This window comes from Azospira sp. (genome assembly GCF_030247495.1).
GTDB classification, from domain to species: Bacteria; Pseudomonadota; Gammaproteobacteria; order Burkholderiales; family Rhodocyclaceae; genus Azospira; species Azospira oryzae.
In genome coordinates this window covers 59,834-86,514 of the sequence record NZ_JAOTRW010000003.1, presented here as the reverse complement: position 1 = coordinate 86,514, position 26,681 = coordinate 59,834, and the positions used below count along the sequence as shown (strand labels likewise).

The window sequence follows — 26,681 nt, the reverse complement described above, 5'->3', positions numbered from 1 at the left end:
CGCCGCCCTGCCGGCTCCTGCTGACCCCTGTCAATTACGCTAAGAAGGAAAGCCCCATGCGCATCGTCGATATCCGGGAAGTGACCCGGCCCATCTCCTCCCCCATCCGCAACGCCTACATCGACTTCTCCAAGATGACCCTGTCCCTGGTGGCCGTGGTCACCGACGTCATCCGCGACGGCAAGCCGGTGGTGGGCTACGGCTTCAATTCCAACGGCCGCTACGGCCAAGGCAGCCTGATCCGGGAACGCTTCCGTCCCCGCATCCTCGAAGCCGCCCCCGATTCCCTGCTCGACGAATCCGGCAACAACCTGGACCCCCACAAGGTGTGGGCCTGCATGATGAACAACGAGAAGCCCGGCGGCCACGGCGAGCGCTCCGTCGCCGTGGGCACACTGGACATGGCCATCTGGGACGCGGTGGCCAAGATCGAGGGCAAGCCCCTCTACCAGCTGCTGGCCGAACGCTACGGCAACGGCACCCCAAAGCGGGAGGTCTTCGTCTACGCCGCCGGCGGTTACTACTGGCCGGGCCAGGACCTGCAGGCCCTGAAGAACGAGATGCAGGGCTACCTGGACCGGGGCTACAAGGTGGTGAAGAAGAAGATCGGCGGCGGCACCCTGGCCGACGATCTGAAGCGCATCGAGGCCGTGCTCTCCATCCTGCCTGCCGGCTGCAAGCTGGCGGTGGATGCCAACGGCCGCTTCGATCTGCCCACCGCCATCGACTACGCCAAGGCCCTCTCCCAGTACGACCTGTTCTGGTACGAGGAGGCCGGCGATCCCCTGGATTACGCCCTGCAGGCCGAGCTGGCCAATCACTACGAAGGTCCCATGGCCACCGGCGAGAACCTCTTCTCCATGCAGGACGCCCGCAACCTCATCCGCTACGGCGGCATGCGGGCCGACCGGGACTGGCTGCAGTTCGACTGCGCCCTCTCCTACGGCCTGGTGGAATACCTGCGCACCCTGGACATGCTCAAGGAGCACGGCTGGAGCCCCTCCCGCTGCATTCCCCACGGCGGCCACCAGATGTCCCTGGCCATCGCCGCCGGCCTGGGGCTGGGCGGCAACGAATCCTACCCGGACCTGTTCCAGCCCTTCGGCGGCTTCCCCGACGGGGTGCAGGTGAAGGACAGCATCGTCACCCTGCCGGAACTGCCGGGCATCGGCTTCGAAGGCAAGGCCGACCTCTACGCCGAGATGAAGGCCCTGGGCGAAGCCTGAGCAGGGGCGCCGCTTGCGGCCAGCCGGCCCGGCCCGCCAGCGGCGGCCAGCCCCTGGGGGCCCAGCGACTGGGGTTTGACCTAGGTGTATGCCAGCAGGGATATTTGCTACAAATACACCAGAAAATCCTCCCAGGCCGCCCCATGCCCCCTTTCACCCACGTCCCCTGCACCGGCCCCAGCGACGCCGTGGCAGAGCGCATCGCCCAGATGGCAGAGTTCCTGCCGGAAAGTCTGTGGCTGGTGGACGTGGCCTCGCGCCAGGTGATCTACGCCAACCCGGCCTACGAGAAGGTGTGGGGCGCCAGCCGGGAAAGCCTCTACCAGGACCGCCATGACTGGCTTCACCAGGTCCATCCGGAGGAGCAGCAACGCCTGCGGGACGCCATCCGGCGCCGGCCCCACGGCGGCCTGGACATCCGCTTCCGCATTCTCACCGAGCGGGAGGAGGTGCGCTGGCTGCACATGAAGAGCTTTGCCATCGGCGACGGTCCCCGGCCCCACACCATCGGCGGCATCGCCTTCGACGTTTCCGACGTCCTGGCGGCCGAGGCCCGGGCTCACCACCTGACCCATTTCGACGGCCTCACCGGCCTGCCCAACCGCAACCAGTTCCGCGAACAGCTGGTGGAAGCCCTGCGCCACGCCGAGCGCCGGCAGAGCCAGGCCGCCCTGCTCTGCCTGGGCCTGGACGGCTTCCAGAACGTCAATGAGAACCTGGGCTACCGCATCGGCGACGCCGCCCTGGCCCAGCTGGCCCAGCGCCTGCGCCGGGACCTGCGCGGCGGCGACCTGCTGGGCCGCCTGGGAGGCGACCTGTTCGGCCTGCTGCTGACGGACGAGGGCGGCCTCGACATCTCCCAGGCCGCCCGCCGCCTGATCGACCTCACCGCCACCTCCCTCGAGGTGGAGGGCAGCGACGTCTATCTGGGTGCCAGCCTGGGCATCGCCGTCTATCCCTCCGACGGCACTTCCGCCGACCAGCTGCTGTACCGGGCCGAGACTGCCCTGCACGACGCCAAGCAGCACGGCGGCGGCACTTTCCGCTTCTTCGAGGCTGCCGCCAACGAGCGCCTGCGCAGCCGCCAGCAGACGGAACAGGCCCTGCGCCTGGCGGTGCAGGAAAACCAGTTCGTCCTGCATTACCAGCCCAAGGTGAGCTGCAACAACGGCACCATCATCGGCGCCGAAGCCCTGATCCGCTGGCAGCATCCCCAGCACGGCCTCATTTCCCCCGCCGAATTCATCCAGGCCATGGAGGAAAGCGGCCAGGTGGTGGCCGTGGGCCGCTGGGTCATGCACCAGGCCTGCCTCCAGGCCAGTCGCTGGCATGCCCGGGGCCTGGGCCCGTTCTCCGTGGCTGTCAATCTCTCGGCCCGGCAGCTGCGGGAGGGCAACCTGGTGCAGCAGGTGCGCCAGGTCCTGGAGGAAACCGGGCTGGCCGCCCGCTGGCTGGAACTGGAACTGACCGAATCCATGCTGATGGAGGACGTGGAGGAGACCATCGCCACCCTGGGCGAACTGCGGGCCCTGGGCGTGCGCCTGTCGGTGGACGACTTCGGCACCGGCTATTCCAGCCTCTCCTACCTGAAGCGCTTTCCCCTGGATGCGGTGAAGGTGGACCGCTCCTTCGTCCAGGACATCGTCGCCGACCCCAACGACGTCTCCATCACCCGAGCCGTCATCACCATGGCCCATGCCCTGCAGATGAAGGTCATCGCCGAGGGGGTGGAAACGGAAGCCCAGCTCGCCCTGCTCATCGCCAACCGCTGCGACGAAATCCAGGGGTATTATTTCAGCCGGCCGGTTCCGGCGGAGGAGATGGAAATCATGCTGGAAAACGGCAAGACCATCCCCGAGGATCTGATCCATCCCCGGGAAAGAAAGCGCACCCTGCTCCTGGTGGACGACGAGGAAAACATCCTCTCCGCCATGAAGCGCCTGCTGCGCAAGGAAGGCTACGACATCCGGATCGCCAGCGGCGGCGAGGAAGGCCTCAAGCTCCTGGCCGAACACCCGGTGGACGTCATCATTTCCGACCAGCGCATGCCCGGCATGACCGGGGTGGAATTCCTACGCCGGGCCAAGGTGCTGCATCCGGAAAGCATCCGCATCGTCCTCTCCGGCTATACCGAGCTGCAATCCGTCACCAGCGCCATCAACGAGGGCGCCATCTACAAGTTCCTGACCAAACCCTGGGACGACGAGCAGCTCAAGGAGCACATCGCCGAGGCCTTCCACCAGAAGGAACTGGCGGACGAGAACCGGCGCCTCTCCAGCGCCGTGCAGCTGGCCAACCGGGAACTGGAAAGCGCCAACGGCCGCCTGCAGCAGCTGCTGGAAGAGCGGGAGCAGCGCATCAACCGCAACGAGACGGCCCTGGACGTGCTGCACGAAGTGCTGGAAATCCTGCCCTGGCCCCTGCTCGGGGTGGACGACGAAGGCATCATCGTCACCATGAACGGCCAGGCCGAAAACCTCCTCGGCTCCCAGGGCGGGCTGCTGGGCGAGCCCCTGGACTCCGTCCTGCCCCCGGCCACCTGCGACCTGCTGCTGCGCCAGGGCGTCAAGGAAACGCCCCTGCAGCTGCGCGAGCGCACCTTCCTGGCCCGCAGCCATTCCCTCGGCCTCGCCTCCGCCGGACGGGGCCTGGCCATCACCCTGATGCCGACGAGTCCGTCATGAACCAGAAACCGCTCTGGCTGCCCCTGGCCGAGGTGATCCCCGGCACCCCCCTGGCCGCCGACCTGGCGGACGGGGAAGGCCAGTTGCTGCTCACCGCCGGCTCCCGGCTCGATGCCCACCGCCTGCAGCAGCTGGCCCGCCAGGGCATCGCCACGGTGCCGGTGCCGCCGCCCCCTCCGCCGCCCACCCCGGAGGAAATAGCCCGCCGCGAAGGGGAGGCCCGCCTGCGCATGGAGCGGCGCTTTACCCACGCCGGACACGGTCAGGCCAGCCGGGCCCTGTTCCAGGTCCTGTTGCAGCGGCAACTGGAGATGCCCTGAGATGTCGCCCCAGGCCTGCCCTCCGCCGCCGGACCGGGACACCGTCGCCGCCCGCATCGCTGCCCTGCCCAGCCTGCCCAGCGTGGCGGCCGAGCTGCTCAGCGGCGACGCCATCGAGGAGCTGGACGTGACGCCCCTGGCCCGGCGCATCGCCGCCGACCAGGTCCTGGCGGCCCGGGCCCTGCGGGTGGCCAACTCGCCCTTCTACGGCATGCCGGGCATGGTCGGCTCGATCCAGGAGGCCATCGTCGTGCTCGGCTTTCGCGCCGTGCGTTCCCTGGTCATTTCCGCCGCCGTACAGGCCCTCGCCAGCCTCAAGCCGGGCCGCAACTTCTCGCCCCGCACCTTCTGGCGCCATAGCGTCGGCACCGCCGTGGCGGCCCGGCACCTGGCCATGCTCAGCGGCCGCAACGCCGAGGCCGCCTTCACCGCCGGCCTGCTGCACGACATCGGCCAGCTGGTGCTGTGCGTCGCCTTCCCCCGCCACTACGCCGCCGTCCTGGCCCGCAGCCAGGGCCACGAACTGCCCCTGGTGGCCGCCGAACTGGAATACCTGGGCCTCACCCATGCCGAGGCCGGCGCCATGCTGGCCACCCGCTGGGGCCTGCCCCAGAGCATGAGGGAAGCCATCGCCCTGCATCATCAGCCCGACGAGGCCCGGGCCGACTCCCTGGTGGATCTGACCCACGTCGCCAACGTCCTGGCCCACGGCCTGGAATTCTCCACCCCCCTGGAAGAACCGGTGCCGCCCCTTTCCGACACGGCCTGGAACCGGCTCAACATCGACTGGGCCCGGCTGGCGCCGACCCTGGACCAGATCGCCAACGAGTTCGAGGATACCCTGCATGCCCTCCTTGCCTGATCCCGGTCCGATCCCCCCCGGCCTGCCCGAGCTGCTGCACGGGGAAGTGCTGCTGCGCCACCTGCAGGTGAGCGTGGCCGACGACCAGGGCGCCATCCTCTACGTGAACGAGCGCATGTGCGAAGCCTGCGGCTACCGGCCGGATGAGCTGCTGCAGCACAACTACAGCGTGCTGGCCACCGGCCGCCATCCGCCCGAGTTCTTCGCCGAGCTGTGGCAGACGGTGCGGGCCGGCTTCGAATGGCGCGGCGAAATGTCCAACCGGCGCAAGGACGGCTCCGAATACTGGATCGAGCTGACCGTGGTGCCCCTGCCGGCAGAGGGCAACCTGCCCCGCCGCTACGTCGGCCTGGGTTCGGACATCACCCGCATCGTCGAGGCCGAGCAGCAGCTGCGCAGCAGCGAGGCCCGCTTCCGCGGCCTCACCGAAACCATCAGCGCCGCCGTGATCCTCTACAAGGGCGGCCCCATGCTCTACGTGAACCGGGCCATGGAGCGCCTGACCGGCTACAGCCGGGCCGAGCTGCTGCAGATGAGCTTCTTCGACCTGGCCCATCCCTCGGTGCGCGACCTCCTGCAGGAACGGGCCGCCGCCCGCCTGCGCGGCGAGGCCATGCCGGCCACCTACGAGGCCCCTTTCGTCACCAAGGCGGGCAAGACCATCTGGATGGAGATCACCGCCGCCCGCATCGAATACGAGGGCGGCTATGCCGGTCTCGGCACGGCCATCGACATCACCGAACGCAAGCGGGCCGAGGCGGCCCAGCGCAGCACCCAGCAGATGCTGCAGCAGATCATCGACGGCGACCCGGTGCCCACCTTCGTCATCGACGCGGAGCACCGGGTGACCCACTGGAACGCGGCCTGCGCCCTGGTCACCGGCATGCCCGGGGAGAAGATCATCGGCAGCACCCGGGCCTGGTCCGGCTTCTATGCCGAAGAGCGCCCGGTGCTGGCCGAGCTGGTGGTGGACGGCACCGCCGACAGCCGCATCACCGGCCTCTACGGCGACACCTTCCGCCGCTCCCCCATCATTCCCGGGGCCTACGAGGTGGAATCCTTCTTCCCCAATTTCGGCGACCGGGGCCGCTGGCTGTTCTTCACCGCCGCCCCCCTCAAGGATGCCCAGGGCCGCATCATCGGCGCCATCGAGACCCTGGTGGACGTGACCGAGCGCAAGGAGGCCGAGGAGGCCCTGCGCAATGCCCACACCAAGCTGGAGATCCTGGTGGAGCGGCGCACCGCCCAGCTCTCCCTGGCCAAGCAGGCCCTGGAGGAGGACGTGCGGCGGCGGGAAGCTTCGGAGAACGAGCTGCGCCAGCGCAACGCCGAACTGCTGGAGGTGAACAAGCGCCTGCAGGAAGCCCAGGAGCAGCTGGTGCAGTCGGAGAAGATGGCCTCCATCGGCCAGCTGGCCGCCGGCGTCGCCCACGAGATCAACAATCCCATCGGCTACGTGCAATCCAACCTGTCCACCCTGGGCCGCTACCTGGAGGACATGCAGACGGTGCTCGACTCCCTGGCGACGGCGGTGGCCCAGCTGCCGTCCGAGCACCCGGCGGCCCAGGCCGTGGCCCGGGTCAAGCAGGACCTGGACTTCGACTTCCTGCTGGAGGATCTGCCCAGCCTGGTGACCCAGTCCCGGGACGGCATCGACCGGGTGCGCAAGATCGTCGCCGACCTGAAGGACTTCTCCCGTCTCGACGCCTCCCAGGACTGGCAGTGGGCCGACCTGCACCAGGGCCTGGACTCCACCCTCAACATCGTCAACAACGAGATCAAGTACCGGGCCGAGGTGGTCCGGGAATACGGCCAACTGCCGGAGGTGGAATGCCTGCCCTCCCAGCTCAACCAGGTATTCCTCAACCTGCTGGTGAACTCGGCCCACGCCATGCCCGAGGGCCAGATGGGCCGCATCACCCTGCGCAGCGGTCACGACGAGCCGGCGCACCAGGTATGGCTGGAAGTGGAGGACAACGGCAGCGGCATCTCCCCCGAAAACATGCACCGCCTGTTCGACCCCTTCTTCACCACCAAGCCCGTGGGCAAAGGCACCGGGCTTGGCTTATCCTTGTCCTACGGCATCGTGCAGAAGCACCACGGCCAGATCACCGTCAGCAGCGAGCTGGGTAAGGGCACCACCTTCCGCATCGTCCTGCCGGTCAGCCAGCCAAAAGAGGGAGCAACCCCATGAGTGACGGCAACCTGCCCGTCCCCCCCGCCACCATCCTGTGCGTGGACGACGAGGCCAACATCCTCGCCGCCCTGCGCCGCCTGTTCCGCCCCGCCGGCTACAAGGTCCTGCTCGGCAACAGCGGCGCCGAGGGCCTGCAACTGCTGGAAGCGGAAAACGGCGAGGTGGACGTGGTCATCTCCGACATGCGCATGCCGGAGATGGACGGCGCCCGCTTCCTCGCCCAGGTCAGGGCCCGCTGGCCCAAGGCGGCGCGCATCCTGCTCACCGGCTACGCCGACATCGAATCCACCGTGGCCGCCATCAACCAGGGCGAGATCTACCGCTACATCGCCAAGCCCTGGAATGACAGCGAAGTCATGCTGACGGTGAAGGACGTGCTGGAGCGCAAGGCCCTGGAGCGGGAAAAGGCCCGCCTGGAAGAACTGACCCGGCGGCAGAACGAGGAGCTGAAAAGCCTCAACGCCAGCCTGGAGGAGAAGGTCCAGGCCCGTACCCAGGAACTGGCCCTGGCCAACGAGAAGCTGAAGACCAGCTTCATGACCTCGATCCGGGTCTTCGCCAACCTCATCGAACTGCGGGAAGGCCGCATGGCCGGCCACTCCCGCCGGGTGGCGGACCTCTCCCGCAAGACCGCCAAGCAGATGAACCTGTCGCCCCGGGACAGCCAGGACGTGTTCCTCGCCGGCCTGCTGCACGACATCGGCAAGATCGGCCTGCCCGACCACCTGCTGGCCAAGAACGAACTGCAGATGACCCCGGAGGAGCGGGGCCTGTGGCGCAAGCATCCGCTCAAGGGCGAACAGGCCCTGATGGCCCTGGAGGACCTGCGCGGCGCCGCCCGCCTGATCCGCAGCCACCACGAACGGGTGGACGGCCAGGGCTACCCCGCCGGCGAAATGGAAGGGGCCATTCCCCTGGGGGCCCGCATCCTGGCGGTGGCCAACGACTACGACGGCCTCATCCAGGGCACCCTCAACGGCAAGAAGCTGAACGAGCAGGCCGCCCTGGAGTTCATCGACAAAAGCCGGGGCCGGCGTTACGACCCGGCGGTGGTGGATGCCTTCCTGGTGGTCTGCGGCGGCATCAAGGAGCCGCCGCCGGTGGGCCTGCCCCTGCTGCCCGCCGAACTGGAGCCGGGCATGGTCCTGGCCCGGGATTTCCTCAGCCGCGACGGCATCCTGCTGCTGGCCGCCGACTATGTCCTGGATGAAAACCTGATCCGGCAGATTCGCGAATACGAGAAGAGCGAATTCGGCGGCCGCATCACCCTCCACATCCATCCACCGAAGATCGTCGATCATGAATAACCGCCCACCCCGCATCCTGCTCGTGGACGACGAGCCCGCCGTCCTGTCGGCCCTGGCCCGTCTGCTGCACCGCCAACTGCCGGCCGGCCCCGAAGTGGAAACCTTCACCTCCCCCCGGGCCGCCCTGGCGCGGGCCTGGGAAGTGCCCTTCGCCCTGGTGGTGAGCGACTACCGCATGGCCGAGATGGACGGCATCGCCTTCCTCAAGGAATTCGCCGAAATCCAGCCCCATGCCCTGCGCCTCATGCTCTCCGGCGCCGCCGACTTCGACGTGCTGGTGAGTGCGGTGAATGCCGTGGGCCTGCACCGCTACCTGATCAAGCCCTGGGACGACGAGGAGGTATGCAGTGTGCTGCAGGGCGCCTATGCGGAATTCGGCCGCCAGGAGGCGGACCGCCAGCTGGCCCTGGAACGGCAGCGGCAGCTGGGCCAGCTGAGCCCGGAGGAAATCGAACGGCGCCGCCTGGAGGCGGAGGAACCGGGCATCACCCGGGTCAACTGGGGCCCCGACGGGGCCATCCATCTCGACGATTGAAGGGGCCGCCGCCATGCACCCCCTGCTCGAACGCCAGATTCGCCGCCACCTGGGCGAACACCCGGAAACGGTCCTGCCGCCCCCGGGCGATGCGGCCTGGGAGCACCTGTTCAACGCCATCGGCGAATCCTACGAGCAGCTGGACCGGGACCTGCTGCTGCGGGAACAGGCCCTCAACCTCACTTCGAAAGAACTCAACCGGCGCAACGACGACCTGCGCCGAGAACTGGCCGAGCGCACCGAGACGGAAGAGGCCCTGCAGCGGGAAAAAGGCGAGCAGGCGGCCCTCATCACCCGGCTCGAGGATGCCAAGCGGCAGCTCCTGTATTCGGAAAAGATGGCCTCCATCGGCCAGCTGGCGGCGGGGGTGGCCCACGAGATCAACAACCCGGTGGGCTTCGTGCAGTCCAACATCAACACCCTGGCCGGCTACGTGGAGGACCTCTTCGCCCTCACCGACCTGCTGGAGGAAGTGGCCGCCGGCCTGCCCGACGATTCGCCCCTGGGGCGCAAGATCCGGGAAAGCTGCGAGCGCTACGACCTGGAATTCCTGCGGGAAGACGTGCCCAAGCTGCTCAGCGAATCCCGGGACGGGGTCAGCCGGGTGCGCAAGATCGTGCAGGACCTGCGGGACTTCTCCCACCCGGACGAAGGCAAGTTCGCCTGGATCGACCTCAACCCGGGCATCGTCTCCACCCTCAACATCGTCAACAACGAGCTGAAGTACAAGGCCGAGGTCATCACCGAGCTGGGGGAACTGCCCTTGATCGAGGCCAACCAGAACCAGCTCAACCAGGTCTTCCTCAACCTGCTGGTGAATGCGGCCCACGCCATCAAGGACAAGGGCGTCATCAACGTGGCCACGCGCCACCTGCCGGAAAGCGGGGAGGTCTGCATCAGCATCGCCGACACCGGCGCCGGCATCCCGCCGGAAAACCTGAAGCGCATCTTCGACCCCTTCTTCACCACCAAGCCGGTGGGCAAGGGCACGGGTCTGGGCCTCTCCCTCTCCTACGGCATCGTGCAGAAGCACCACGGCCGCATCGAGGTGGACAGCCAGGAGCGGGCGGGCACCCTGTTCCAGGTATTCCTGCCCATCCACCAGCCGGCAGCCAGCGCCGCCGGGGAGGAGGCCGCTCCGGCGGCAGAGGCCACCGCCGCCGGGCAGCAGGCCTGATCAGCCCTTGCTCTTGGCTTCCAGCTCTTCCCAGCGTTCCAGCAGGAGCAGCAGTTCCTCGTCGATCTCCCCCAGTCTGGCGGAGCAGCGCTGGGCTTCCTGGGGGTCCCGCTGGTACAGGCCCGGGTCTTCCAGACGCTGGCTGAGGCCGGCCTGCTCCGCCTCCAGGGCGGCAATGCGGTCGGGCAGGGCTTCCAGCTCCTTGTTTTCCTTGTAGCTGAGCTTCACCGGCTTGGCTTTGGCGGCTTTGTCCTCCTTCGGCGCCGCCGCCTTCTCTTCCCTGGCCTGGGCCTTGGCCGCCTGGCTTTCCTCCACCTGGCGCTTCTGCTGGTAGGCAAACCAGTCGCTGTAGCCGCCGGCATATTCATGCCACACCCCGTCGCCTTCGGCGGCGATGGTCTGGGTCACCACGTTGTCGAGGAAGGCCCGGTCATGGCTGACCAGGAACAGGGTGCCCGGGTAGTCCTGCAGCAGCTGCTCCAGTAGCTCCAGGGTTTCGATGTCCAGGTCGTTGGTGGGCTCGTCCAGCACCAGCACGTTGGCGGGGCGGGCAAAGAGGCGGGCCAGCAGCAGGCGGTTGCGCTCGCCGCCGGAGAGGGACTTCACCGGCGAACGGGCCCGCTGGGGCGCGAAAAGGAAATCGCCCAGATAGCTGATGACGTGCTTTTTCTCGTTGCCGATTTCCACGTAGTCGGAGCCCGGGGAGATGACGTCGGCCAGGGCCGCCTCCTCATCCAGCTGGCTGCGGAACTGGTCGAAATAGGCCACCTCCACCTTGGTGCCCTGGCGCACGCTGCCCTCGTCGGGCTGCAGCTCGCCCAGAATGAGGCGCAGCAGGGTGGTCTTGCCGGCGCCATTGGGGCCGATGAGGCCGATCTTGTCGCCGCGCATGAGGCGGGTGGAGAAATCGCGGACGATGGTGCGCTCGCCGTAGCGCTTGGTCACATGGGTGAGTTCGGCCACCAGCTTGCCGCTCTTCTCCCCCGAGTCCAGGGCCAGTTCCACCTTGCCCTGGCGCTCGCGCCGGGCCGCCCGCTCGCGCCGCAGCTGCTCCAGGCGCAGCACCCGGCCTTCGTTGCGGGTGCGCCGGGCCTCCACGCCCTTGCGGATCCACACTTCTTCCTGGGCCAGGAACTTGTCGAACTTGGCATTGACCACCGCCTCGTCGGCCAGCATGCGTTCCTTGCGCTCCTGGTAGGCGGCGAAATTGCCGGGAAAGCTCACCAGCTGGCCCCGGTCCAGCTCCACGATGCGGGTGGCCAGGCGGTTGAGGAAGGCCCGGTCGTGGGTGATGAAGAGCAGGGTAACGTTGGCTTCGAGAAGCAGGTTTTCCAGCCAGGCGATGGCGCCCACGTCCAGGTGGTTGGTGGGTTCGTCCAGCAGCAGCACTTCCGGCGCCACGGCCAGGGCCTGGGCCAGGGCCAGGCGCTTCTTCTGGCCGCCGGAAAGGCCGCCCACCCGGGCCTCCGGGTCCAGGGAAAAACGCTGGATGGCGGCCTCAGCCTGGGCATTGACGGCCCAGGCACCGCGGGCCTCCAGGTCGGTCTGCAACTGGTGCAGGCGGGCCAGCAGGGCCTCATGGTCGGCCCCCTCTTCCGCCAGGCAGTGGGACACCTCATGGTATTCGGCCAGCAGGGCCGAGGTGTCGCCCATGCCGCCGACCACGGCCTGGAACACGCTCTGCTCCGGATCGAAGGGCGGCTCCTGGGGCACGTAGCCGATGCGGGCGCCGGGCTGGCGCCACACCTCGCCGTCGTCCAGGCCGCCCTGGCCGGCCAGGGCCTTGAGCAGGGAGGACTTGCCGCAGCCGTTGCGGCCGATCAGGGCCACCCGTTCCCCCGGGTCCAGCTGAAAGTCGGCGTGGTCAAGCAGGGGCACGTGGCCAAAGGCAAGGCAGGCGGATTTGAGTTGCAGGTAGGGCACGGGAGGCAGCCGGTGGAAGCAAAGGCCGCTATTGTAGCCTTCCCCGCCGCGGGCCAGTCCCCGGGCTTGCCCGGTGGAGCGCCGCCGCCTTAAGCTTGGCCCCATGAAACCTGCCAGCCACCCCACCGCCCTGCGCCTGCAGGCCCTGCTCCAGGCCGCCGGCCACAACGCCGCCGTGGTCGAGTTCGACCAGCCCACCCGCACCAGCGCCGAAGCCGCCCAGGCCATCGGCTGCAGTGTGGCGGAAATCGCCAAGTCCGTGGTCTTCCGCCGCCGCAGCGACGGCCGCGCCGTGGTGGTGGTGGCCTGTGGCGACCAGCGGGTCAGCGAGAAGAAGGTCAAGGCCCTGGTGGGCGGCCCCATCGAGCGGGCCGAGGCGGAATTCGTGCGCCAGGCCACCGGCTACGCCATCGGCGGCGTCTCGCCCCTGGGCCAGCCCGGAGAGGTGATCCTGCTGCTGGATGGTCTCTTGCAGCGCTTTGCCACCGTCTGGGCCGCCGCCGGCACGCCCTTCTCCGTCTTCCCCCTGGCCCCGACCGACCTGCAGCGTCTCACCGGCGCGCCCTGGGCCGACGTGCACCAGGAAGCACCGACCGCCTGAGCCGCCCAAAAAAAAAAGCCCGGCAGGTTTCCCCGCCGGGCCGCCATGGACGAGCTGAGCCGCCTCAGACCTTGAAGCGCTGCAGGGCCGTCTGCAGCTCCTGGGCCAGGCTCTGCAGGTTGCGGGCGTACTCGGTGTTCTGGGTGGAGGTGGCGCTACCCTCTTCCGCCATCTGGGCGATCTGCTCCACCAGACGGGCGATTTCCTGGCTGACCACGCTCTGCTCCCGGGTGCTGTCGGCGATGTCGCGCACCGTGCTGACCGACTTCTCAGTATTGGCATCGATGACCTGCAGGGCCTCGCCGGCCTCCCGGGCCATTTCCACGCCGGCTTCCACCTGGCGGCTGACCACCTGCATGCCGGCCACGGCGCTCTGGGTCTCGCCGGTGATGGCGGCGATGGTGTCGGCAATCTCCTGGGTGGAGGAACTGGTGCGCTCGGCCAGCTTGCGCACTTCGTCGGCCACCACGGCAAAGCCCCGGCCCTGTTCCCCGGCCCGGGCCGCCTCGATGGCGGCGTTCAAGGCCAGCAGGTTGGTCTGGTCGGCGATTTCCTTGATCACGCCGACGATGCCGGAAATCTGCTGGGAGCGCTCGCCCAGGCTGTGGATGACCTCGGCGGAACGGCCGATTTCGCCGGCGATGCGTTCCATTTCCTCCACCGTCTTCTGCACGATGCTGCGGCCCCGATGGGTGGATTCGGCGGCTTCCTCGCCCACCTGGGCGGCGTCGCCGGCGCTGGCGGCCACGTGGGAAATGCTGACGGACATCTGCTCCACCGAGGCGGCCATGCCGGAGGCGGACTGGGACTGCTGCTCCGCCGCTTCCATGGCCTGGTGGGAGGCATTTTCCACTTCGGAGGCGGCCGCATTGACGCGACCGGCGGCGGCGGAAATCTCGCCCACCAGGCTGCGCACATTGGCCGCGGTCACGTTGAGGGAGTGCCCCAGGCGCTGCACCTCGTTGCCGCTGTTGCCGTCCGCATCGCGCACGCTGATGGTCAGGTCCCCGGCGCCGAGGCGGTCCATCTGCACCATGAACTCGGACAAGGGCTTCAGGCGCACATTGACCAGGAAGAAGATCACGGCACAGGAAAGCAGGGCCGCGACGATGCTGGAAATGACCAGGAAATTGCGCAGCTTCATGCTCTCGGCGAGGAACTCGTCCTCCCAGGAGGCGCCCACCAGGCGCCAGCCCCAGCGGGAGGAGGTGCCGGCCACGCCCAGCTTCTTGCGCATCTTGCCGTTGGCGTCCTTCATCTCGTAGGTGAGCAGACCGTCGGGGCCGGCCACGGCCTTGGCGATGCTGTCCCGGGTCTCCCCGTCCATGCCTTCCAGGGTCTTGCCGGCCAGGGTGGGGTGGGCCACGAATTCCACCAGGGTCTTGTCGTCCTTGGTCTGGCGGGCGATGTAGACGTAACCGGTATCGGCCACCTTGACCTTGCCGAAGAGGGCCCGGACATCCCGCAGTTCGCTGTCCAGCTTGATGCGCACGGAAATACCGCCGTAGACCTTGCCCTCCACCGTCTTCAGCGCCTTCACCGTGCTGAAGTAATAGGTGCCGTTGCGGATGGCCAGGCCACCGTAGTCCTTGCCCTGCAGGATGGCGTCGGCCACCGGGTCGCCGGCCTTGATTTCGGTGCCGTCCTGATAGACACCGTCCTTCTTCAGCAGGGTGGCGGCCCGGTACAGCTTGCCTTCATGCACGGCCAGAACGGCCGCATCCTCGCCGGTCAGTTCCTGGAAGGCCAGCAGCATCTTGCGGTTGGCGTTGAGCACTTCGCCGCCGGCCCGGATCACCGGCAGGTCCACGTTGCCGGTGCGGACCATGCCCGAGCCCAGGTTGAAATCGCCGGGCAGCTGGCGACGGAAGAAATTCATTTGCCGCTCGCCCCGGGCCAGAACGCTGTCGAAGACGCTGTCCAGGGTGTCCTGCAGGATACTCATCTGTTCCTTCAGGTCGGATTCGGCCAGGGCCACCGCCGAACGGGAAGCCATGGAGGTGGCCATGACGGTCATGGCAGTGAAGATGATGACAAGCAGGGAGGCCGCGACGATGATGATCTGTCGGGCGATGGGCAGTCTGCGGTATAGGTCGAGCATATTGAACCCCTTGTTTATTATTGGTTGGCTACCCGCCAGGCGGGATGGCTGTGTGCCGGGGCCAGCTCACCGCCGCTGCATGTTTCAATATTATTAATCCCTGCTTTACTAAAGTAATACAACTATTTCACGCTATGACCTATGGCGAACCCCGGACCTGGCCCCAGGGAAAACCCTGGCCTGTGGCGCGGCTGGCGGCAGCCGGAGGCTGCGCGTACAATACGCGCCCGCGGCTGTCTCCGTAGTTAAATGGATATAACTTTCCCCTCCTAAGGGAAGATTAGTGGTTCGATTCCACTCGGGGACGCCAGTCCCGCCGCCCCACTCTGTAACACTCCGTAGCACTCCCCACCTAGCCCGTCCCGCCTCGTTCTGCGGCAATCCTGGGCCCGACTCCCTGCTAACGCTTGTCCCCAGGCCATCCCGGCCTGAAACCCAGTATTGGCGCGCCCGCCGGCATTGCACCGGCGGGAATGTCCGTCCTGCCTGCCCCGGCGGGCAGGCCTTCAGCCGGCCCAGGCCCGGGCTGCGATCTCCAGGGAGCGCAGGCGCAGGGCCGGCTCGAACACGTCGCACACCAGCATCAGCTCGTCGGCCCCGGTGCGGGCCTGCAGGGCGGCCAGGCCCCGGGCCACGGTATCCGGCCCGCCCACCACGGCGACGCCGAGGAAACCATTGATGGCGTCCCGCTCATGGGCATGGAGGCTCTCCATGAAACCCTCCCGGGGCGGCGGCAGGCCGGCCCGGTCGCCGCGCAGGATGCCCAGCACCCGCTGCCGGCTGCTGCTGGCGAGGAAATCGGCGGTGGCGTCGTTCTCCGCCGCCACCAGGGGCACGCCCACCATGACGTGGGGCCGGCGCAGGGTGGCGGAGGGCTGGAATTCGTGGCGGTAGAGGGCCACCGCCTGGTCCAGCATGGCCGGGGCGAAGTGGGAGGCGAAGGCATAGGGCAGACCCCGGGCCGCCGCCAGGCGGGCGGCGAAGAGGCTGGAGCCGAGCAGCCAGATGGGCACCTGGGTGCCGGCCCCGGGCACCGCCACCACGGCCTGGCCCGGCTGCAGGGGACCCAGCAGGCGCTGCAGCTCGGCCACCTCCCGGGGGAAGTCGGCCTCCGTCTCCACCCGGTCCCGGCGCAGGGCGCGCATGGTGGTCACGTCCGTGCCGGGAGCCCGGCCCAGACCCAGGTCGATGCGGCCCGGATAGAGTTCGGCCAGGGTGCCGAAGGCCTCGGCCACCACCAGGGGCGCGTGGTTGGGCAGCATGATGCCGCCGGCCCCGACCCGGATGCGGGAGGTGGCGCCGGCGATGTGCCCCACCAGCACGGCGGTGGCGGAGCTGGCGATGCCCGGCATGTTGTGGTGCTCGGCCAGCCAGTAGCGGGTGAAGCCGAGGGCTTCCACATGACGGGCGGTGTCCCGGGCGATGGCCAGGGCCTGGGCGATGCTGCCCCCTTCCCGCACCGTCACCAGGTCGAGCAGGGAGAGGGAGGCCTTGCCGGTGGTGGTCATGGATTTTTTCCTTCCGGCCCCGCCGCCGGGACCACGATGGGATTGCGTTTGCTGGCCAGCCAGCCGAAGAAGGAGAGCAGGGCCAGGCCGCCGCCGATGAGCAGGATGCCCGCCACCTCGCTGGCCTGGAACGCCTCGCCGAAGGTCAGGCGGGAGGAAAGGATGGCCACCACCGGGGTGCCCAGCACCGAGAGGCTGGCCTCCCAGGCCGGCACCCGGTCCAGGATGTAGATCCACAGCCACCAGCAGAGGGCCGTGCTGGCCACGGACATGAACATGAGGATGCCGAAGTAGGACAGGTTCCAGTCCGTCGGATGTTCAGGAACGACCAGGGCCAGCAGGGTCAGGGGTACGGCGCCGATGATCATCTGCCAGGTGGTGAGCACCAGCAGGTCCACCGGCTGGGCACCGCGCAGGCGCTTGATGAGGATGGTGCCGACGGCCCAGCAGAGGGCGGCCATGAGGCCGAGGAACTTGCTGAAGAGGCTCGAATGCATGTCCCAGGGCGCGATGATGAGCAGAAGGCCGGCCAGGGTGCTGCCGGCGGCCAGCCACTGCTTGCCCCGCACCCGCTCGCCCAGGATGGGCCAGGCCAGCAGCAGGGTCCAGATGGGCATGGTGAAGATGAGCACGGCGGTCTTGCCCGGCCCCCCTTCCACCAGGGCCCAGGTCTGGAAGACCATGAAGCCGGCCACCTGGGTCAGGCCGATGGCCAGGGTCTGGCCCGGGGCCACCAGCCTGAGGGGCTTGCCCAGCAGGCGCAGCACCACCACCAGGGCCAGGGCGGCGCCGATACATCGCTCCGCGGCGAAGGCGAAGGGGGCGGCATGGGCCAGGCCCTGCTTGGCCAGGACCCAGGTGTAGCCCCAGGTGAGGGAAAGGACGACCAGGGCCAGGAGCGGCAGCCAGCGGCGATAGGCGTTCATGGAAATTCCGTCAAAAGAATGAAGGCGCCGCGACGGCCGAAGCCGCCGCGGCGTGGGCTGGGCCGGTGCTCAGGCCAGGGCCGGGTAGTCGGTGTAACCCTCGGCGCCGCCGCCGTACAGCTTGTCGGCCCGCAGTTCGTTGAGAGGGGCACCGCTCTTGAGGCGGCGCGGCAGGTCCGGGTTGCTGATGAAGGGCCGGCCGAAGGCCACCAGGTCGGCATGGCCACTGGCCACCGCCGCTTCGGCGCTGGCGCCGCTATAGCCGTTGTTCACCATCCAGGTGCCGCCGAAGGCCCGGCGCAGGGCCTCGTAGTCGAAGGCGGGAGCGCCTTCGGGCTGGCGCGGGCCGCCGGTCTCGCCTTCAATGACGTGCAGGTAGGCCAGGCCCAGGGGCGCCACCTGCTCCACCACATGGCCGTAGAGGGCCTGGGGATTGCTGTCCAGGGGCGCAGCAAAGGTGGTGAGGGGGCTCAGGCGCAGGCCGGTGCGGCCGGCGCCGATTTCCCCGGCTACGGCCCGCACCACTTCCAGCAGCAGCCGGGCCCGGTTGGGGATGGAGCCGCCATAGGGGCCGCTGCGGTCATTGACGCTGTCGCGCAGGAACTGTTCCAGCAGATAGGTGTTGGCGCCATGCACTTCCACCCCGTCGAAGCCGGCGGCGATGGCGTTGCGGGCAGCCTGGCGGTAGTCCTCCACCAGGGCCGGCAGTTCCTCGTCGGCCAGGGCACGGGGCGCGGACACATCCACGAAGCCTTCCTTGGTGAAGGTCTTGGTGGGGGCAGGACGGGCGGTGGAGGAGACCGGAGCGGCGCCGCCGGGCAGCAGGGAGGAGTGGGAGATGCGGCCCACGTGCCACAGCTGCAGGACGATGCGGCCGCCGGCGCCATGGACGGCGTCGGTCACCTGGCGCCAGGCCGCCACCTGCTCCTCGCTGTAGATGCCCGGGGTGTCCAGGTAGCCCTGGGCCATGGGGCTGATGGGGCTGGCCTCGGCGATGATGAGGCCGGCACTGGCGCGCTGGCGGTAGTACTCCACCGTCAGGGGGCCGGGCTTGTTGCCGGCGATGGCCCGGTTGCGGGTCAGGGGGGCCATGACGATGCGGTTGGCCAGGGAAATGTCGCCGACGGTGACGGGATCGAACAGGGAAGGCATGGATTGGCTCCTCGAAAAGGATGTTGCTGATTAGACCGGTCGTCTATGACTGCGAAACAATAAAAGGGCCGCCACCGGGGCGGCCCCGGGGGAAAACTCAGGGGGTCAGCATCTTGCGGGTGAAGGCCATGGCGTTCTCCAGGGAGGCCCGGTTACGGTGCAGCTTGCCCAGCAGGCTGGCGCCCAGCCACAGCTGGTACAGGGTCTGGGCCGTCTCCCGGGGCTCCAGGGGCGGCAGGGAGGCATCGGCCACGCCGGCTTCCACCAGGGCCGCCAGGCGGGCCACAATCTGCTCGGTACCGTCCCGCAGGGTGATGCGCATGGCGTCGGAGAGATCGGCCACTTCGGCGCTGAGCTTCACCACCAGGCACTTCTGGGCATTGCAGCCGTCGCTCTGGGCATCCATCCAGCGCTGCCAGTAGCGTTCCAGCCGTTCCCGGCCGCTGGCGGCAGGGTCCCGGCTCAGCTCGTCGATGCGCTCCAGGTAGCCGGCGAAGTGGTCCTGCAGCAGGGCCTGACCGAACTGCTCCTTGGACTCGAAGTAGTGGTAGAAGGAGCCCTTGGGCACCCCGGCGGTCTTAAGGATTTCATTGAGGCCGACGGAAGAAAAGCCCTTGCCGGCGATGAGCCCCTTGCCGCTGTCCAGGATGTGCTGACGGGTATTGTCGTAGCGAGTGTTCATGGCCGCCACGATACCAACAATTAGACCAGTCGTCTAGCTGATGAATCGAGGCCGAAGGGAAGCCGCCATCGGCGTGACTTATCTCATACCCCGACGCCGGGAACGAGGCGATATACTTCTACGATGAACCATCCAGCCGCGCCGACCATGGCCCCTCCCCCCACCTGCATCGACTGCAAGCACGCCCTGGAAGTGGCTGAAGAGCCGGGCATGGTGGCCTGCACGGCCCACCTGGAGTACTTCCCCGCCGACCACCCGGCCACCTGCGCCGACTTCATCTACCACCCCCATCACCACTGTCTTTGTCGGCAGGAACACTGAAGAGGACCGTCCGGTCGCAAAAAAGCCCGCAGCAGCGGGCTTTTTTCATGGCCGGGGCCACAAGGCTCAGGCGGAGCGGGGGGCGAACATGATGATGGCCATGCCGGCCAGGGCCACCGTGGCGCCGACTCCGTCCCACAGGGTGGGGCGGATGCCGTCCACCAGCCACAGCCAGAGCAGGGCCACGCCGATGTAGACGCCGCCGTAGGCCGCGTAGGTGCGGCCGGCGGCCTGGGGATGGAGGGTCAGCAGCCAGGCGAACAGGCTCAGGCTGAAGGCCGCCGGCAGCAGCAGCCAGACCGAGCCGCCCTTTTTCAGCCACAGCCAGGGCAGGTAGCAGCCGACGATTTCCGCCACGGCGGTGGCGACGAACAGCAGCAGGGTCTGCAGGGCGGGCATCAGGGGCGCCGCAGCAGCAGGTGCTGGCGGATCATGTCCGGCACCTTGAGACGCAGCAGGTCGCCGGGCTGGCTGGAGAGCCAGTTGTTGAAAAGGCCGGCGGTGAAGGACAGGGTGTCGTAGGCGGCCCCCTCCGGGTCCAGGCCGGGGCGCAGGTAGCCCTTGTCGGCAGCACGCTGGTAGGAGCGGATGAGCTTGGCGAGGAAGTCCATGCAGGGTTTGTTGACTTCCTGCAGCACCTGCGCAAATTCATCCACATACTCGCAGCGCAGGGTCATAATCTCGAAAACCTGACGGACTTCCGAACGTCCGTCGATGATGCGGAAAAATGCCAGCAGGCTCTGCTCGATGCCGTCGAGGGGATTCGGGAGATCCGGCGAATCCAGGTAGGCATCCACCTCGTCCAGCACCGCCAGGGAATCTTCCCGCATGGCGAAGAACAGTTCCGCCTTGTTCTCGAAATGCCAATAGACGGCGCCCCGGGTTACTCCGGCCACCCGGGCGATCTTTTCCAGGGACGTACGGCTGACGCCGCATTCGTGGAATACGCAGCGGGCCGCATCGATGATTTCGCGCCGGGTCTGTTCCGCCTCGGCCTTGGTTTTCCTGACCATGCTTCCTTCCTCTGGAACGGCGCCTGGCGCCGCTCCGCGAACCATTGGCCCCGCCTGCACACCAAGTGTTTGCCGGGCCGTTTGATACACAACGTTACAAATAGGTCGATTTACATACAACCTTGATTGTATATAATCATCAGCATAATTCAAAGTCCGGAGCTCCACTCATGTCGTCCACCCAACAATTCCCCGCCCCCCTCCTCCGCCTGCGGCCGGCTGCCGCCGCCCTGGTGCTGGCCCTCGGCCTGGCTGCCTGTTCCGGTGAAAACGCAGCCCCCCAGGGTGGCGCCCCCCAGGCCCTGCCGGTGACCGTGCTGGAAGTGCAGCCCCAGAACCTGCCGGCCTCCCTGGAGCTGATGGCCCAGACCGAAGGTGCCAAGGAAACGGAAGTGCGCGCCCGGGTGGGCGGCATCCTGATGAAGCGCCTGTACCAGGAAGGTGCCCTGGTGAAGGCCGGCCAGCCCCTGTTCCAGATCGACCGGGCGCCCTACGAGATCGCCCTGGCCGAAGCCAAGGCCAAGGCCGAGCAGACGGCCCGGGAAGAAGGCCGCCTGAAGGGCCTGCTGGCCCGCCAGGCCGTGAGCCAGAAGGAATACGACGATGCGGCCTCCAACAACGCCATCGCCCAGGCCGCCCTGCGCCAGGCCCAGCTGAACCTGTCCTGGACCACCGTCACCGCCCCCGTTTCCGGTACCTCCGGCCGGGCCGTGAAGTCCGAAGGCAACCTCATCAACACCTCCGATGCCAGCCTGCTCACCTCCGTGTACCAGGCCAATCCGATGTGGGTGCGCTTCGGCCTCTCCGAGTCCGACACCGCCAACCTGCCCGGCGGCCAGCTGAAGGCCGAGATGGTCAGCGGCGTCGAACTGATCCTTCCCGACGGCAGCGTCTATGACAAGCCGGGCAAGATCAACTTCCTCGCCTCCACCATCGACACCACCCTGGGCACCCAGCAGCTGCGCGCCGAGTTCGACAACGCCGAGGGCAAGCTGCTGCCCGGCCAGTTCGTGCGCGTGCGCCTGCTCACCGGCAACCGGGAAGGCGTCTTCCTGGTGCCCCAGGCTGCCGTCATGCAGACCGAACAGGCCCGCCTGGTGATGGTGGTGGACGCCGAAAGCAAGGTCGCCCCGCGCCCGGTGCAGACCGCCGAATGGCGCGGCAAGGACTGGGTCATCACCGGCGGCCTCAAGGCCGGCGACAAGGTGATCGTGGACAACCTGATGAAGGCCCGCCCCGGTGCGCCCGTGGCGCCCCACGGTCCCCAGGCTGCACCCGGCGCCCCTGGCGCCGCTCCGGGCACCCCGGCCCAGGGCCAGCCTGCCGCCGCCAAGCCGGCCGATGCCGCCCCCGCCGCCGCGCCTGCCAAGGGCGCCGAGGGTGATGCCGCCAAGACGCCCGCCCAGCCTGCTGCCCAAGGCAAGCAATAAGCTGAGCCAGAAAGGGATTCGAACCCAACATGTCACGCTTTTTCATCAATCGACCGATCTTCGCATCGGTCATCTCCATCGTCATCGTCATCGCCGGGATCATGGCATCCCGGGTGCTGCCCATTTCCCAGTACCCGGAAATCGCGCCGCCGACGGTGATCATTTCCGCCTCCTACCCCGGCGCCTCCGCCGAAACCCTGGCCAAGACCGTCGCCGCCCCCATCGAGGAGCAGCTCTCCGGCGTTGAAAACCTGATGTATTTCAACTCCACGGCCTCCGCCAACGGCTCCCTCTCCATCACCGCCACCTTCGAGGTCGGCACCGATGTGGACATGGCCACGGTGAACGTGAACAACCGGGTCAAGATCGCCGAGCCGCGCCTGCCGGACGTGGTGCGCCAGTACGGCGTGACCGTGCAGAAGCGTTCCAACGACATCCTGATGGTGGCTGCCATCACCTCGCCGGAAGGCACCCGCACGCCCCTGTACCTGTCCAACTACGCCCTGGTCAATATCCTGGACGACCTGAAGCGCATTCCCGGCGTCGGCGACGCCCAGATCTTCGGTGCCATGGACTACTCCATGCGGCTGTGGCTGCGGCCCGACCGCATGGCCCAGCTGGGGGTGACGACGACAGAAATCTCCAACGCCATCGCCGCCCAGAACAAGCAGAACGCCGCCGGCAAGATCGGCCAGGAGCCGGCCCCCAACGGCCAGCAGCTGGTCTACACGGTGACCGCCAAGGGTCGCCTGACGACGCCGGAGCAGTTCGGCAACATCGTCATCCGCGCCGACGGCCCCAAGGGCGCCCTGTACCTGAAGGACGTGGCCCGGGTCGAGCTGGGCGCGCAGAACTACGATGCTTCCACCGCCCTGCTGGGCAAGCCCGTGGTCGGCGTCGGCATCTTCCTGCAGTCCGGCGCCAACGCCCTGGACGTGGCCAAGAAGGTCAAGCTGCGCATGGACGAACTGAAGCAGAAGTTCCCCAGCGACGTGGATTACGTGGTGCCCTTCGACACCACCAAGTTCGTCCAGGCCTCCATCACCGAAGTGGTGCACACCCTGGTGGAAGCCCTGATCCTGGTGGCCATCGTCGTCTTCGTCTTCCTGCAGAACTGGCGCGCCACGGTGATTCCCCTGGTGGCCGTGCCCGTCTCCCTGATCGGCACCTTCGCCGGCCTGTGGCTGTTCGGCTTCTCCATCAACACCCTGACCCTGTTCGCCATGGTGCTGGCCATCGGTATCGTGGTGGACGATGCCATCGTGGTGCTGGAGAACGTCGAGCGCCTGATGTGGGAAGAGAAGATGGCGCCCAAGGAAGCGGCCATCGAAGCCATGCGCGAAGTTTCCAGCGCCGTGGTGGCCATCGTCCTGGTGCTGTGCGCGGTGTTCATCCCCGTCGCCTTCCTCGGCGGCATCGCCGGCATGCTGTACAAGCAGTTCGCCGTCACCGTGGCCATCTCCGTCACCCTCTCCGGCATCGTCGCCCTGACCCTGACGCCGGCCCTGTGCGCCCTGCTGCTGCAGCCCAAGCATGAAGAGCCGGCTATCTTCCGTCCCTTCAACCGCCTCTTCGAGCGCTTCACCAAGTCCTACACCGACACGGTGAACAAGACCCTGCATCACCGCATCATCGGTACCGTGGCCTGCGTCGTCATCCTCGGCGGCAGCTTCTTCATGTTCCGCGCCGTGCCCGGCGGCTTCGTGCCGGCGGAAGACCAGGGCTACCTGATCAGCGCCCTGATGCTGCCCGACGGCGCCAGCCTGCAGCGCACCCGCGCCACCGGCGACCAGTTCCAGTCCATGATCAAGCAGGACGAGGCAGTGGACCGGGTCTTCGTCATCGCCGGCAACGACATCATCGGCGGCGGCATGAAGCCCAATGCCGGCACCGTCTTCATCCCGCTCAAGGACTGGGACGAACGCAAGGCCGGCGCCGACGACCTGGCGAAGAAGTTCATGGGCATGGGCATGATGCTGCCGGACGGCCTCGGCCTGGTGTTCAACCCGCCCGCCATCCGCGGCCTGGGCAACGCCGGCGGTTTCGAAGCCTACATCCAGGCCCGCGGCGATGCCGATCCCCAGAAGCTCTCCGGTGTCGTGCAGCAGTTCATGGAAGGCCTGAAGAAGCGTCAGGAACTGGTGGGCATCAACACCTTCTTCCGCCCCACCTCGCCCCAGCTGAGCGTCGAGGTCAATGAAGCCAAGGCCATCTCCATGGGCATCGCCGTCAGCGACGTGTACCAGACGCTGCAGGCCACCATGGGCACCCTCTACGTCAATGACTTCAACCTCAACGGCCGCACCTACCGGGTGCAGCTCCAGGCCGACGGCCAGTTCCGCTCCAAGCCGGAAGACCTGGGCCGGGTGTACGTGAAGAGCAGCAGCGGTTCCATGGTGCCCGTCTCGGCCCTGATCAAGGTCAAGTCCGTGGTCGGCCCGGAACAGCTGGAACGCTTCAACGGCTTCCTCTCCGCCAAGGTCATGGGCAGCTCCGTGCCCAAGGTCAGTACCGGCGACGCCATCAAGATCGTTGAGGAAGTGGCCAAGGAAACCCTGCCCGCCGGCTACGAGCTGGAATGGACCGGCCAGGCCTTCCAGGAAAAGCGCACCGGCACCACTTCCGCCGTCGCCTTCGGCTTCGGCATCATCATGGTGTTCCTGATCCTGGCGGCCCAGTACGAGAAGTGGTCCCTGCCCCTGGCGGTGATCCTGGCCGTGCCCTTCGCCCTCTTCGGCGCCCTGGCGGCAGTGATGATCCGCGGCATGCCCAACGACATCTACTTCCAGATCGGCCTGGTGGTGCTGATCGGCCTGGCGGCGAAGAACGCCATCCTGATCGTCGAGTTCGCCGCCCAGAAGCGGGCGGAAGGCCTCGGCGTGCTGGAGGCGGCCCTGGAAGGTGCCCGCCTGCGCTTCCGCCCCATCGTCATGACCTCCCTGGCCTTCATCCTCGGCGTCTTCCCCCTGGTCAAGGCCACCGGGGCCGGCGCCGCGGCGCGCAAGTCCATGGGCACGGGCGTGTTCGGGGGCATGCTGGCCGCCACCTTCATCGCCACCATCTTCATTCCCATGTTCTTCACCTGGCTGTCGGGCCGCCGTGCCAACCTGCCGGAAGGCTCCTACCACCACGTTGCGCACGATAACAAGGAGGAAGGCCAATGAGCCGCCCTGCATCCCACGCCCCCTTCGCCCTGAGCCAGGGCCTGGTCGCCACCCTGACCCTGCTGGCCCTCGCCGGCTGCGCCGTGGGCCCTGACTACAAGCGCCCCGAAGCCACCCTGCCGGAAGCCTACGTGGCCACCGCCGAAGCCGCCCCGGCGGCCCAGGCGCCGGTGGAAAAGGAATGGTGGAAGCTGTTCCAGGACGCCACCCTGAACGACCTGGTGCGCCAGGCCCAGGAACACAACCACGACCTGCTGCTGGCCGTGGCCCAGGTGGAAGAGGCCGAGGGTGTGGCCCGGGAAGCGGGCGCCGCCTTCTTCCCCCAGATCGACGCCAACGCCAGCGGCGGCCGCAACGAGATCAGCATGAAGACCGATCCCCTGCCGGCGGCCAATACCCAGCGTCTGCGGGACAGCCGCAAGGCCAGCCTCAGCACCTCCTTCGAGATCGACGTGTGGGGCAAGCTGCGCCGCGCCAACGAGGCCGCCCGGGCCCAGCTGCTCTCCAGCCGCTACGCCCGGGACACGGTGGAATTGTCCGTCGCCTCCCTGGTGACCAATGCCTACCTCACCCTGCGCGCCGCCGACGCCGACCTGGCCCTGACCCGGGACACCGTAACTACCCGGGAAAAGGCCCTGGACATCGTCAAGAGCAAGCAGGAAGCCGGCAGCGCCTCGCCCCTGGACCTGCACCAGGCCGAAAGCACCCTGGCCACCGCCCAGGCCCAGGCAGCCAGCCTGCGCCGGCAGCGGGCCGTGGCCGAGACCCAGCTGGCCCTGCTCACCGGCAAGCCCGATCTGAAGATCGCCGCCGGCGACCTGCGCCAGCTGCCCCTGCCGCCGGTGCCCCCGGCAGGCCTGCCCTCCTCCCTGCTGGAAGCCCGCCCGGACATCCGCCAGGCCGAGGAGACCCTGGTGGCAGCCAATGCCAAGATCGGCGTCGCCAAGGCCGCCCTCTACCCCAGCCTGTCCCTCACCGGCAGCCTGGGCAGCGAGAGCGCCGCCCTCACCAACCTGTTCACCTCGGCCGCCGGCGCCTGGTCCCTGGGCCTGGCCGCCACCATGCCCATCTTCGACTTCGGCCGTAACGCAGCCCGGATCGACCAGGCCACGGCCAAGCAGAAACAGGCTCTGATCAGCTACCAGAAGACGGTGCAGACCGCCTTCAAGGAAGTGAACGACGCCCTGGTGGGACTGCGGGAAAACGGCGAAGGGGAACGGGCCCAGGAGAAGCGGGTGCAGGCCACCCAGAAGACCCTGGAACTGGCCCAGCTACGCTACGAGGCCGGCTATTCCGCCTTCCTCGAAGTGCTTGACGCCCAGCGCAGCGCCAACGACGCCCTGCTGGACTACGTCAGCACCCGCCAGGCCCGCCTGACCTCCGCCGTGGACCTGTTCAAGGCCCTGGGCGGCGGCTGGAAGGACGACTTCAAGGCCGAATCCCTGAAGAACTCCGGCAACGACCAGGCCGCCGCGCCGGTGGCCAAGGCCGGCCAGTAAGGCTCACAACCCCCGAGGCCGGCACCCCCGCCGGCTTCTTCAGCCCCTCCCGC

21 protein-coding genes and 1 tRNA gene are annotated in these 26,681 nt (G+C 67.9%); 14 read left to right on the top strand and 8 right to left on the bottom strand.

The window, feature by feature from the left end:
• Window positions 1–56: 56 nt before the first annotated feature.
• The 8 genes from OEL49_RS03865 to OEL49_RS03830 all read left to right on the top strand — a co-directional run bounded on the left by OEL49_RS03865 (window position 57) and on the right by OEL49_RS03830 (window position 10,308).
• Window positions 57–1,226: a mandelate racemase/muconate lactonizing enzyme family protein gene (locus OEL49_RS03865; RefSeq protein ID WP_287874033.1), complete on the top strand. Its 1,170-nt coding sequence runs from the start codon at window positions 57–59 to the stop codon at window positions 1,224–1,226.
• A gap of 143 nt (window positions 1,227–1,369) precedes the next feature.
• Window positions 1,370–3,910: an EAL domain-containing protein gene (locus tag OEL49_RS03860; RefSeq protein ID WP_287874032.1), complete on the top strand. Its 2,541-nt coding sequence runs from the start codon at window positions 1,370–1,372 to the stop codon at window positions 3,908–3,910.
• A complete protein-coding gene (locus OEL49_RS03855; protein WP_287874031.1) occupies window positions 3,907–4,230 on the top strand; it encodes a hypothetical protein in 324 nt (107 codons plus the stop codon). The genes OEL49_RS03860 and OEL49_RS03855 overlap by 4 nt, the downstream gene beginning before the upstream one ends.
• Before the next feature lies 1 nt (window position 4,231).
• On the top strand, window positions 4,232–5,092 hold the full coding sequence (locus tag OEL49_RS03850) for an HDOD domain-containing protein (protein WP_287874030.1): 861 nt from the start codon (window positions 4,232–4,234) through the stop codon (window positions 5,090–5,092).
• Window positions 5,076–7,286 carry a PAS domain S-box protein gene (locus OEL49_RS03845; RefSeq protein ID WP_014236960.1) on the top strand — a complete coding sequence of 737 codons (2,211 nt, stop codon included), beginning with the start codon at window positions 5,076–5,078 and terminating at the stop codon, window positions 7,284–7,286. Before OEL49_RS03850 ends, OEL49_RS03845 begins: the two co-directional genes overlap by 17 nt.
• Window positions 7,283–8,596 (top strand): HD domain-containing phosphohydrolase, encoded by a 1,314-nt coding sequence (locus OEL49_RS03840; RefSeq protein ID WP_130458105.1) that lies wholly within the window; start codon window positions 7,283–7,285, stop codon window positions 8,594–8,596. Before OEL49_RS03845 ends, OEL49_RS03840 begins: the two co-directional genes overlap by 4 nt.
• Window positions 8,589–9,131: a response regulator gene (locus tag OEL49_RS03835; protein WP_130458104.1), complete on the top strand. Its 543-nt coding sequence runs from the start codon at window positions 8,589–8,591 to the stop codon at window positions 9,129–9,131. The genes OEL49_RS03840 and OEL49_RS03835 overlap by 8 nt, the downstream gene beginning before the upstream one ends.
• A gap of 13 nt (window positions 9,132–9,144) precedes the next feature.
• A complete protein-coding gene (locus OEL49_RS03830; RefSeq protein ID WP_014236957.1) occupies window positions 9,145–10,308 on the top strand; it encodes an ATP-binding protein in 1,164 nt (387 codons plus the stop codon).
• Here the strand turns inward: OEL49_RS03830 and OEL49_RS03825 are convergent, their stop codons facing one another.
• On the bottom strand, window positions 10,309–12,231 hold the full coding sequence (locus OEL49_RS03825) for an ATP-binding cassette domain-containing protein (RefSeq protein WP_287874029.1): 1,923 nt from the start codon (window positions 12,229–12,231) through the stop codon (window positions 10,309–10,311).
• 103 nt (window positions 12,232–12,334) lie between these two features.
• Here OEL49_RS03825 and OEL49_RS03820 point away from each other — a divergent pair, with 103 nt between their 5' ends.
• A complete protein-coding gene (locus OEL49_RS03820) occupies window positions 12,335–12,832 on the top strand; it encodes a YbaK/EbsC family protein (protein WP_287874028.1) in 498 nt (165 codons plus the stop codon).
• Between the two features lie 64 nt (window positions 12,833–12,896).
• Here OEL49_RS03820 and OEL49_RS03815 read toward each other — a convergent pair whose 3' ends face one another.
• Complete coding sequence (locus OEL49_RS03815) at window positions 12,897–14,933, bottom strand: methyl-accepting chemotaxis protein (RefSeq protein ID WP_287874027.1); 2,037 nt, start codon at window positions 14,931–14,933, stop codon at window positions 12,897–12,899.
• 235 nt (window positions 14,934–15,168) lie between these two features.
• On the opposite strand from OEL49_RS03815, the gene OEL49_RS03810 reads away from it, so the two are divergent.
• Window positions 15,169–15,243, top strand: a tRNA-Arg gene (locus tag OEL49_RS03810).
• A gap of 196 nt (window positions 15,244–15,439) precedes the next feature.
• Here the strand turns inward: OEL49_RS03810 and OEL49_RS03805 are convergent.
• From OEL49_RS03805 to OEL49_RS03790, 4 genes are all read right to left on the bottom strand, one after another.
• Window positions 15,440–16,441: an LLM class flavin-dependent oxidoreductase gene (locus tag OEL49_RS03805; protein WP_205230330.1), complete on the bottom strand. Its 1,002-nt coding sequence runs from the start codon at window positions 16,439–16,441 to the stop codon at window positions 15,440–15,442.
• Window positions 16,438–17,367 (bottom strand): DMT family transporter, encoded by a 930-nt coding sequence (locus tag OEL49_RS03800; protein WP_287874026.1) that lies wholly within the window; start codon window positions 17,365–17,367, stop codon window positions 16,438–16,440. The genes OEL49_RS03805 and OEL49_RS03800 overlap by 4 nt, the downstream gene beginning before the upstream one ends.
• A gap of 69 nt (window positions 17,368–17,436) precedes the next feature.
• Window positions 17,437–18,519: an alkene reductase gene (locus tag OEL49_RS03795; protein ID WP_287874025.1), complete on the bottom strand. Its 1,083-nt coding sequence runs from the start codon at window positions 18,517–18,519 to the stop codon at window positions 17,437–17,439.
• Between the two features lie 97 nt (window positions 18,520–18,616).
• Window positions 18,617–19,201 (bottom strand): TetR/AcrR family transcriptional regulator, encoded by a 585-nt coding sequence (locus tag OEL49_RS03790; RefSeq protein ID WP_287874024.1) that lies wholly within the window; start codon window positions 19,199–19,201, stop codon window positions 18,617–18,619.
• A gap of 147 nt (window positions 19,202–19,348) precedes the next feature.
• Between OEL49_RS03790 and OEL49_RS03785 the strand changes: the two genes are divergently transcribed.
• Complete coding sequence (locus tag OEL49_RS03785) at window positions 19,349–19,522, top strand: hypothetical protein (RefSeq protein WP_165397423.1); 174 nt, start codon at window positions 19,349–19,351, stop codon at window positions 19,520–19,522.
• Between the two features lie 66 nt (window positions 19,523–19,588).
• On the opposite strand, the gene OEL49_RS03780 is transcribed toward OEL49_RS03785, so the two are convergent.
• Window positions 19,589–19,921 (bottom strand): YnfA family protein, encoded by a 333-nt coding sequence (locus OEL49_RS03780; RefSeq protein WP_287874023.1) that lies wholly within the window; start codon window positions 19,919–19,921, stop codon window positions 19,589–19,591.
• On the bottom strand, window positions 19,921–20,535 hold the full coding sequence (locus OEL49_RS03775) for a TetR family transcriptional regulator (RefSeq protein ID WP_014236947.1): 615 nt from the start codon (window positions 20,533–20,535) through the stop codon (window positions 19,921–19,923). The genes OEL49_RS03780 and OEL49_RS03775 overlap by 1 nt, the downstream gene beginning before the upstream one ends.
• Before the next feature lie 170 nt (window positions 20,536–20,705).
• On the opposite strand from OEL49_RS03775, the gene OEL49_RS03770 reads away from it, so the two are divergent.
• Genes OEL49_RS03770 through OEL49_RS03760 form a run of 3 tightly spaced genes read left to right on the top strand, consistent with a single transcriptional unit; the run spans window position 20,706 to window position 26,628 of the window.
• Window positions 20,706–21,965, top strand: coding sequence for an efflux RND transporter periplasmic adaptor subunit (locus OEL49_RS03770; protein WP_287874022.1), 1,260 nt, complete (start codon window positions 20,706–20,708; stop codon window positions 21,963–21,965).
• A 29-nt stretch (window positions 21,966–21,994) separates the two neighbouring features.
• Window positions 21,995–25,129: an efflux RND transporter permease subunit gene (locus tag OEL49_RS03765; protein ID WP_287874021.1), complete on the top strand. Its 3,135-nt coding sequence runs from the start codon at window positions 21,995–21,997 to the stop codon at window positions 25,127–25,129.
• The gene (locus OEL49_RS03760) at window positions 25,126–26,628 is read left to right on the top strand and encodes an efflux transporter outer membrane subunit (protein WP_130458094.1); all 1,503 of its coding nucleotides are present in this window, start codon (window positions 25,126–25,128) and stop codon (window positions 26,626–26,628) included. Before OEL49_RS03765 ends, OEL49_RS03760 begins: the two co-directional genes overlap by 4 nt.
• The last annotated feature ends 53 nt before the right edge of the window (window positions 26,629–26,681 follow it).

Excerpts from the sequence above, each read along its gene's own strand:
- OEL49_RS03860 (WP_287874032.1), top strand. The coding sequence starts at position 1,370 with ATGCCCCCTTTCACCCACGTCCCCTGCACCGGCCCCAGCGACGCCGTG.
- OEL49_RS03770 (WP_287874022.1), top strand. The coding sequence starts at position 20,706 with ATGTCGTCCACCCAACAATTCCCCGCCCCCCTCCTCCGCCTGCGGCCG.
- OEL49_RS03785 (WP_165397423.1), top strand. The coding sequence starts at position 19,349 with ATGGCCCCTCCCCCCACCTGCATCGACTGCAAGCACGCCCTGGAAGTG.
- OEL49_RS03800 (WP_287874026.1), bottom strand. The coding sequence starts at position 17,367 with ATGAACGCCTATCGCCGCTGGCTGCCGCTCCTGGCCCTGGTCGTCCTT.
- OEL49_RS03835 (WP_130458104.1), top strand. The coding sequence starts at position 8,589 with ATGAATAACCGCCCACCCCGCATCCTGCTCGTGGACGACGAGCCCGCC.
- OEL49_RS03830 (WP_014236957.1), top strand. The coding sequence starts at position 9,145 with ATGCACCCCCTGCTCGAACGCCAGATTCGCCGCCACCTGGGCGAACAC.
- OEL49_RS03765 (WP_287874021.1), top strand. The coding sequence starts at position 21,995 with ATGTCACGCTTTTTCATCAATCGACCGATCTTCGCATCGGTCATCTCC.
- OEL49_RS03850 (WP_287874030.1), top strand. The coding sequence starts at position 4,232 with ATGTCGCCCCAGGCCTGCCCTCCGCCGCCGGACCGGGACACCGTCGCC.
- OEL49_RS03795 (WP_287874025.1), bottom strand. The coding sequence starts at position 18,519 with ATGCCTTCCCTGTTCGATCCCGTCACCGTCGGCGACATTTCCCTGGCC.
- OEL49_RS03760 (WP_130458094.1), top strand. The coding sequence starts at position 25,126 with ATGAGCCGCCCTGCATCCCACGCCCCCTTCGCCCTGAGCCAGGGCCTG.
- OEL49_RS03790 (WP_287874024.1), bottom strand. The coding sequence starts at position 19,201 with ATGAACACTCGCTACGACAATACCCGTCAGCACATCCTGGACAGCGGC.
- OEL49_RS03820 (WP_287874028.1), top strand. The coding sequence starts at position 12,335 with ATGAAACCTGCCAGCCACCCCACCGCCCTGCGCCTGCAGGCCCTGCTC.
- OEL49_RS03775 (WP_014236947.1), bottom strand. The coding sequence starts at position 20,535 with ATGGTCAGGAAAACCAAGGCCGAGGCGGAACAGACCCGGCGCGAAATC.
- OEL49_RS03815 (WP_287874027.1), bottom strand. The coding sequence starts at position 14,933 with ATGCTCGACCTATACCGCAGACTGCCCATCGCCCGACAGATCATCATC.
- OEL49_RS03805 (WP_205230330.1), bottom strand. The coding sequence starts at position 16,441 with ATGACCACCACCGGCAAGGCCTCCCTCTCCCTGCTCGACCTGGTGACG.
- OEL49_RS03840 (WP_130458105.1), top strand. The coding sequence starts at position 7,283 with ATGAGTGACGGCAACCTGCCCGTCCCCCCCGCCACCATCCTGTGCGTG.
- OEL49_RS03845 (WP_014236960.1), top strand. The coding sequence starts at position 5,076 with ATGCCCTCCTTGCCTGATCCCGGTCCGATCCCCCCCGGCCTGCCCGAG.
- OEL49_RS03855 (WP_287874031.1), top strand. The coding sequence starts at position 3,907 with ATGAACCAGAAACCGCTCTGGCTGCCCCTGGCCGAGGTGATCCCCGGC.
- OEL49_RS03780 (WP_287874023.1), bottom strand. The coding sequence starts at position 19,921 with ATGCCCGCCCTGCAGACCCTGCTGCTGTTCGTCGCCACCGCCGTGGCG.
- OEL49_RS03865 (WP_287874033.1), top strand. The coding sequence starts at position 57 with ATGCGCATCGTCGATATCCGGGAAGTGACCCGGCCCATCTCCTCCCCC.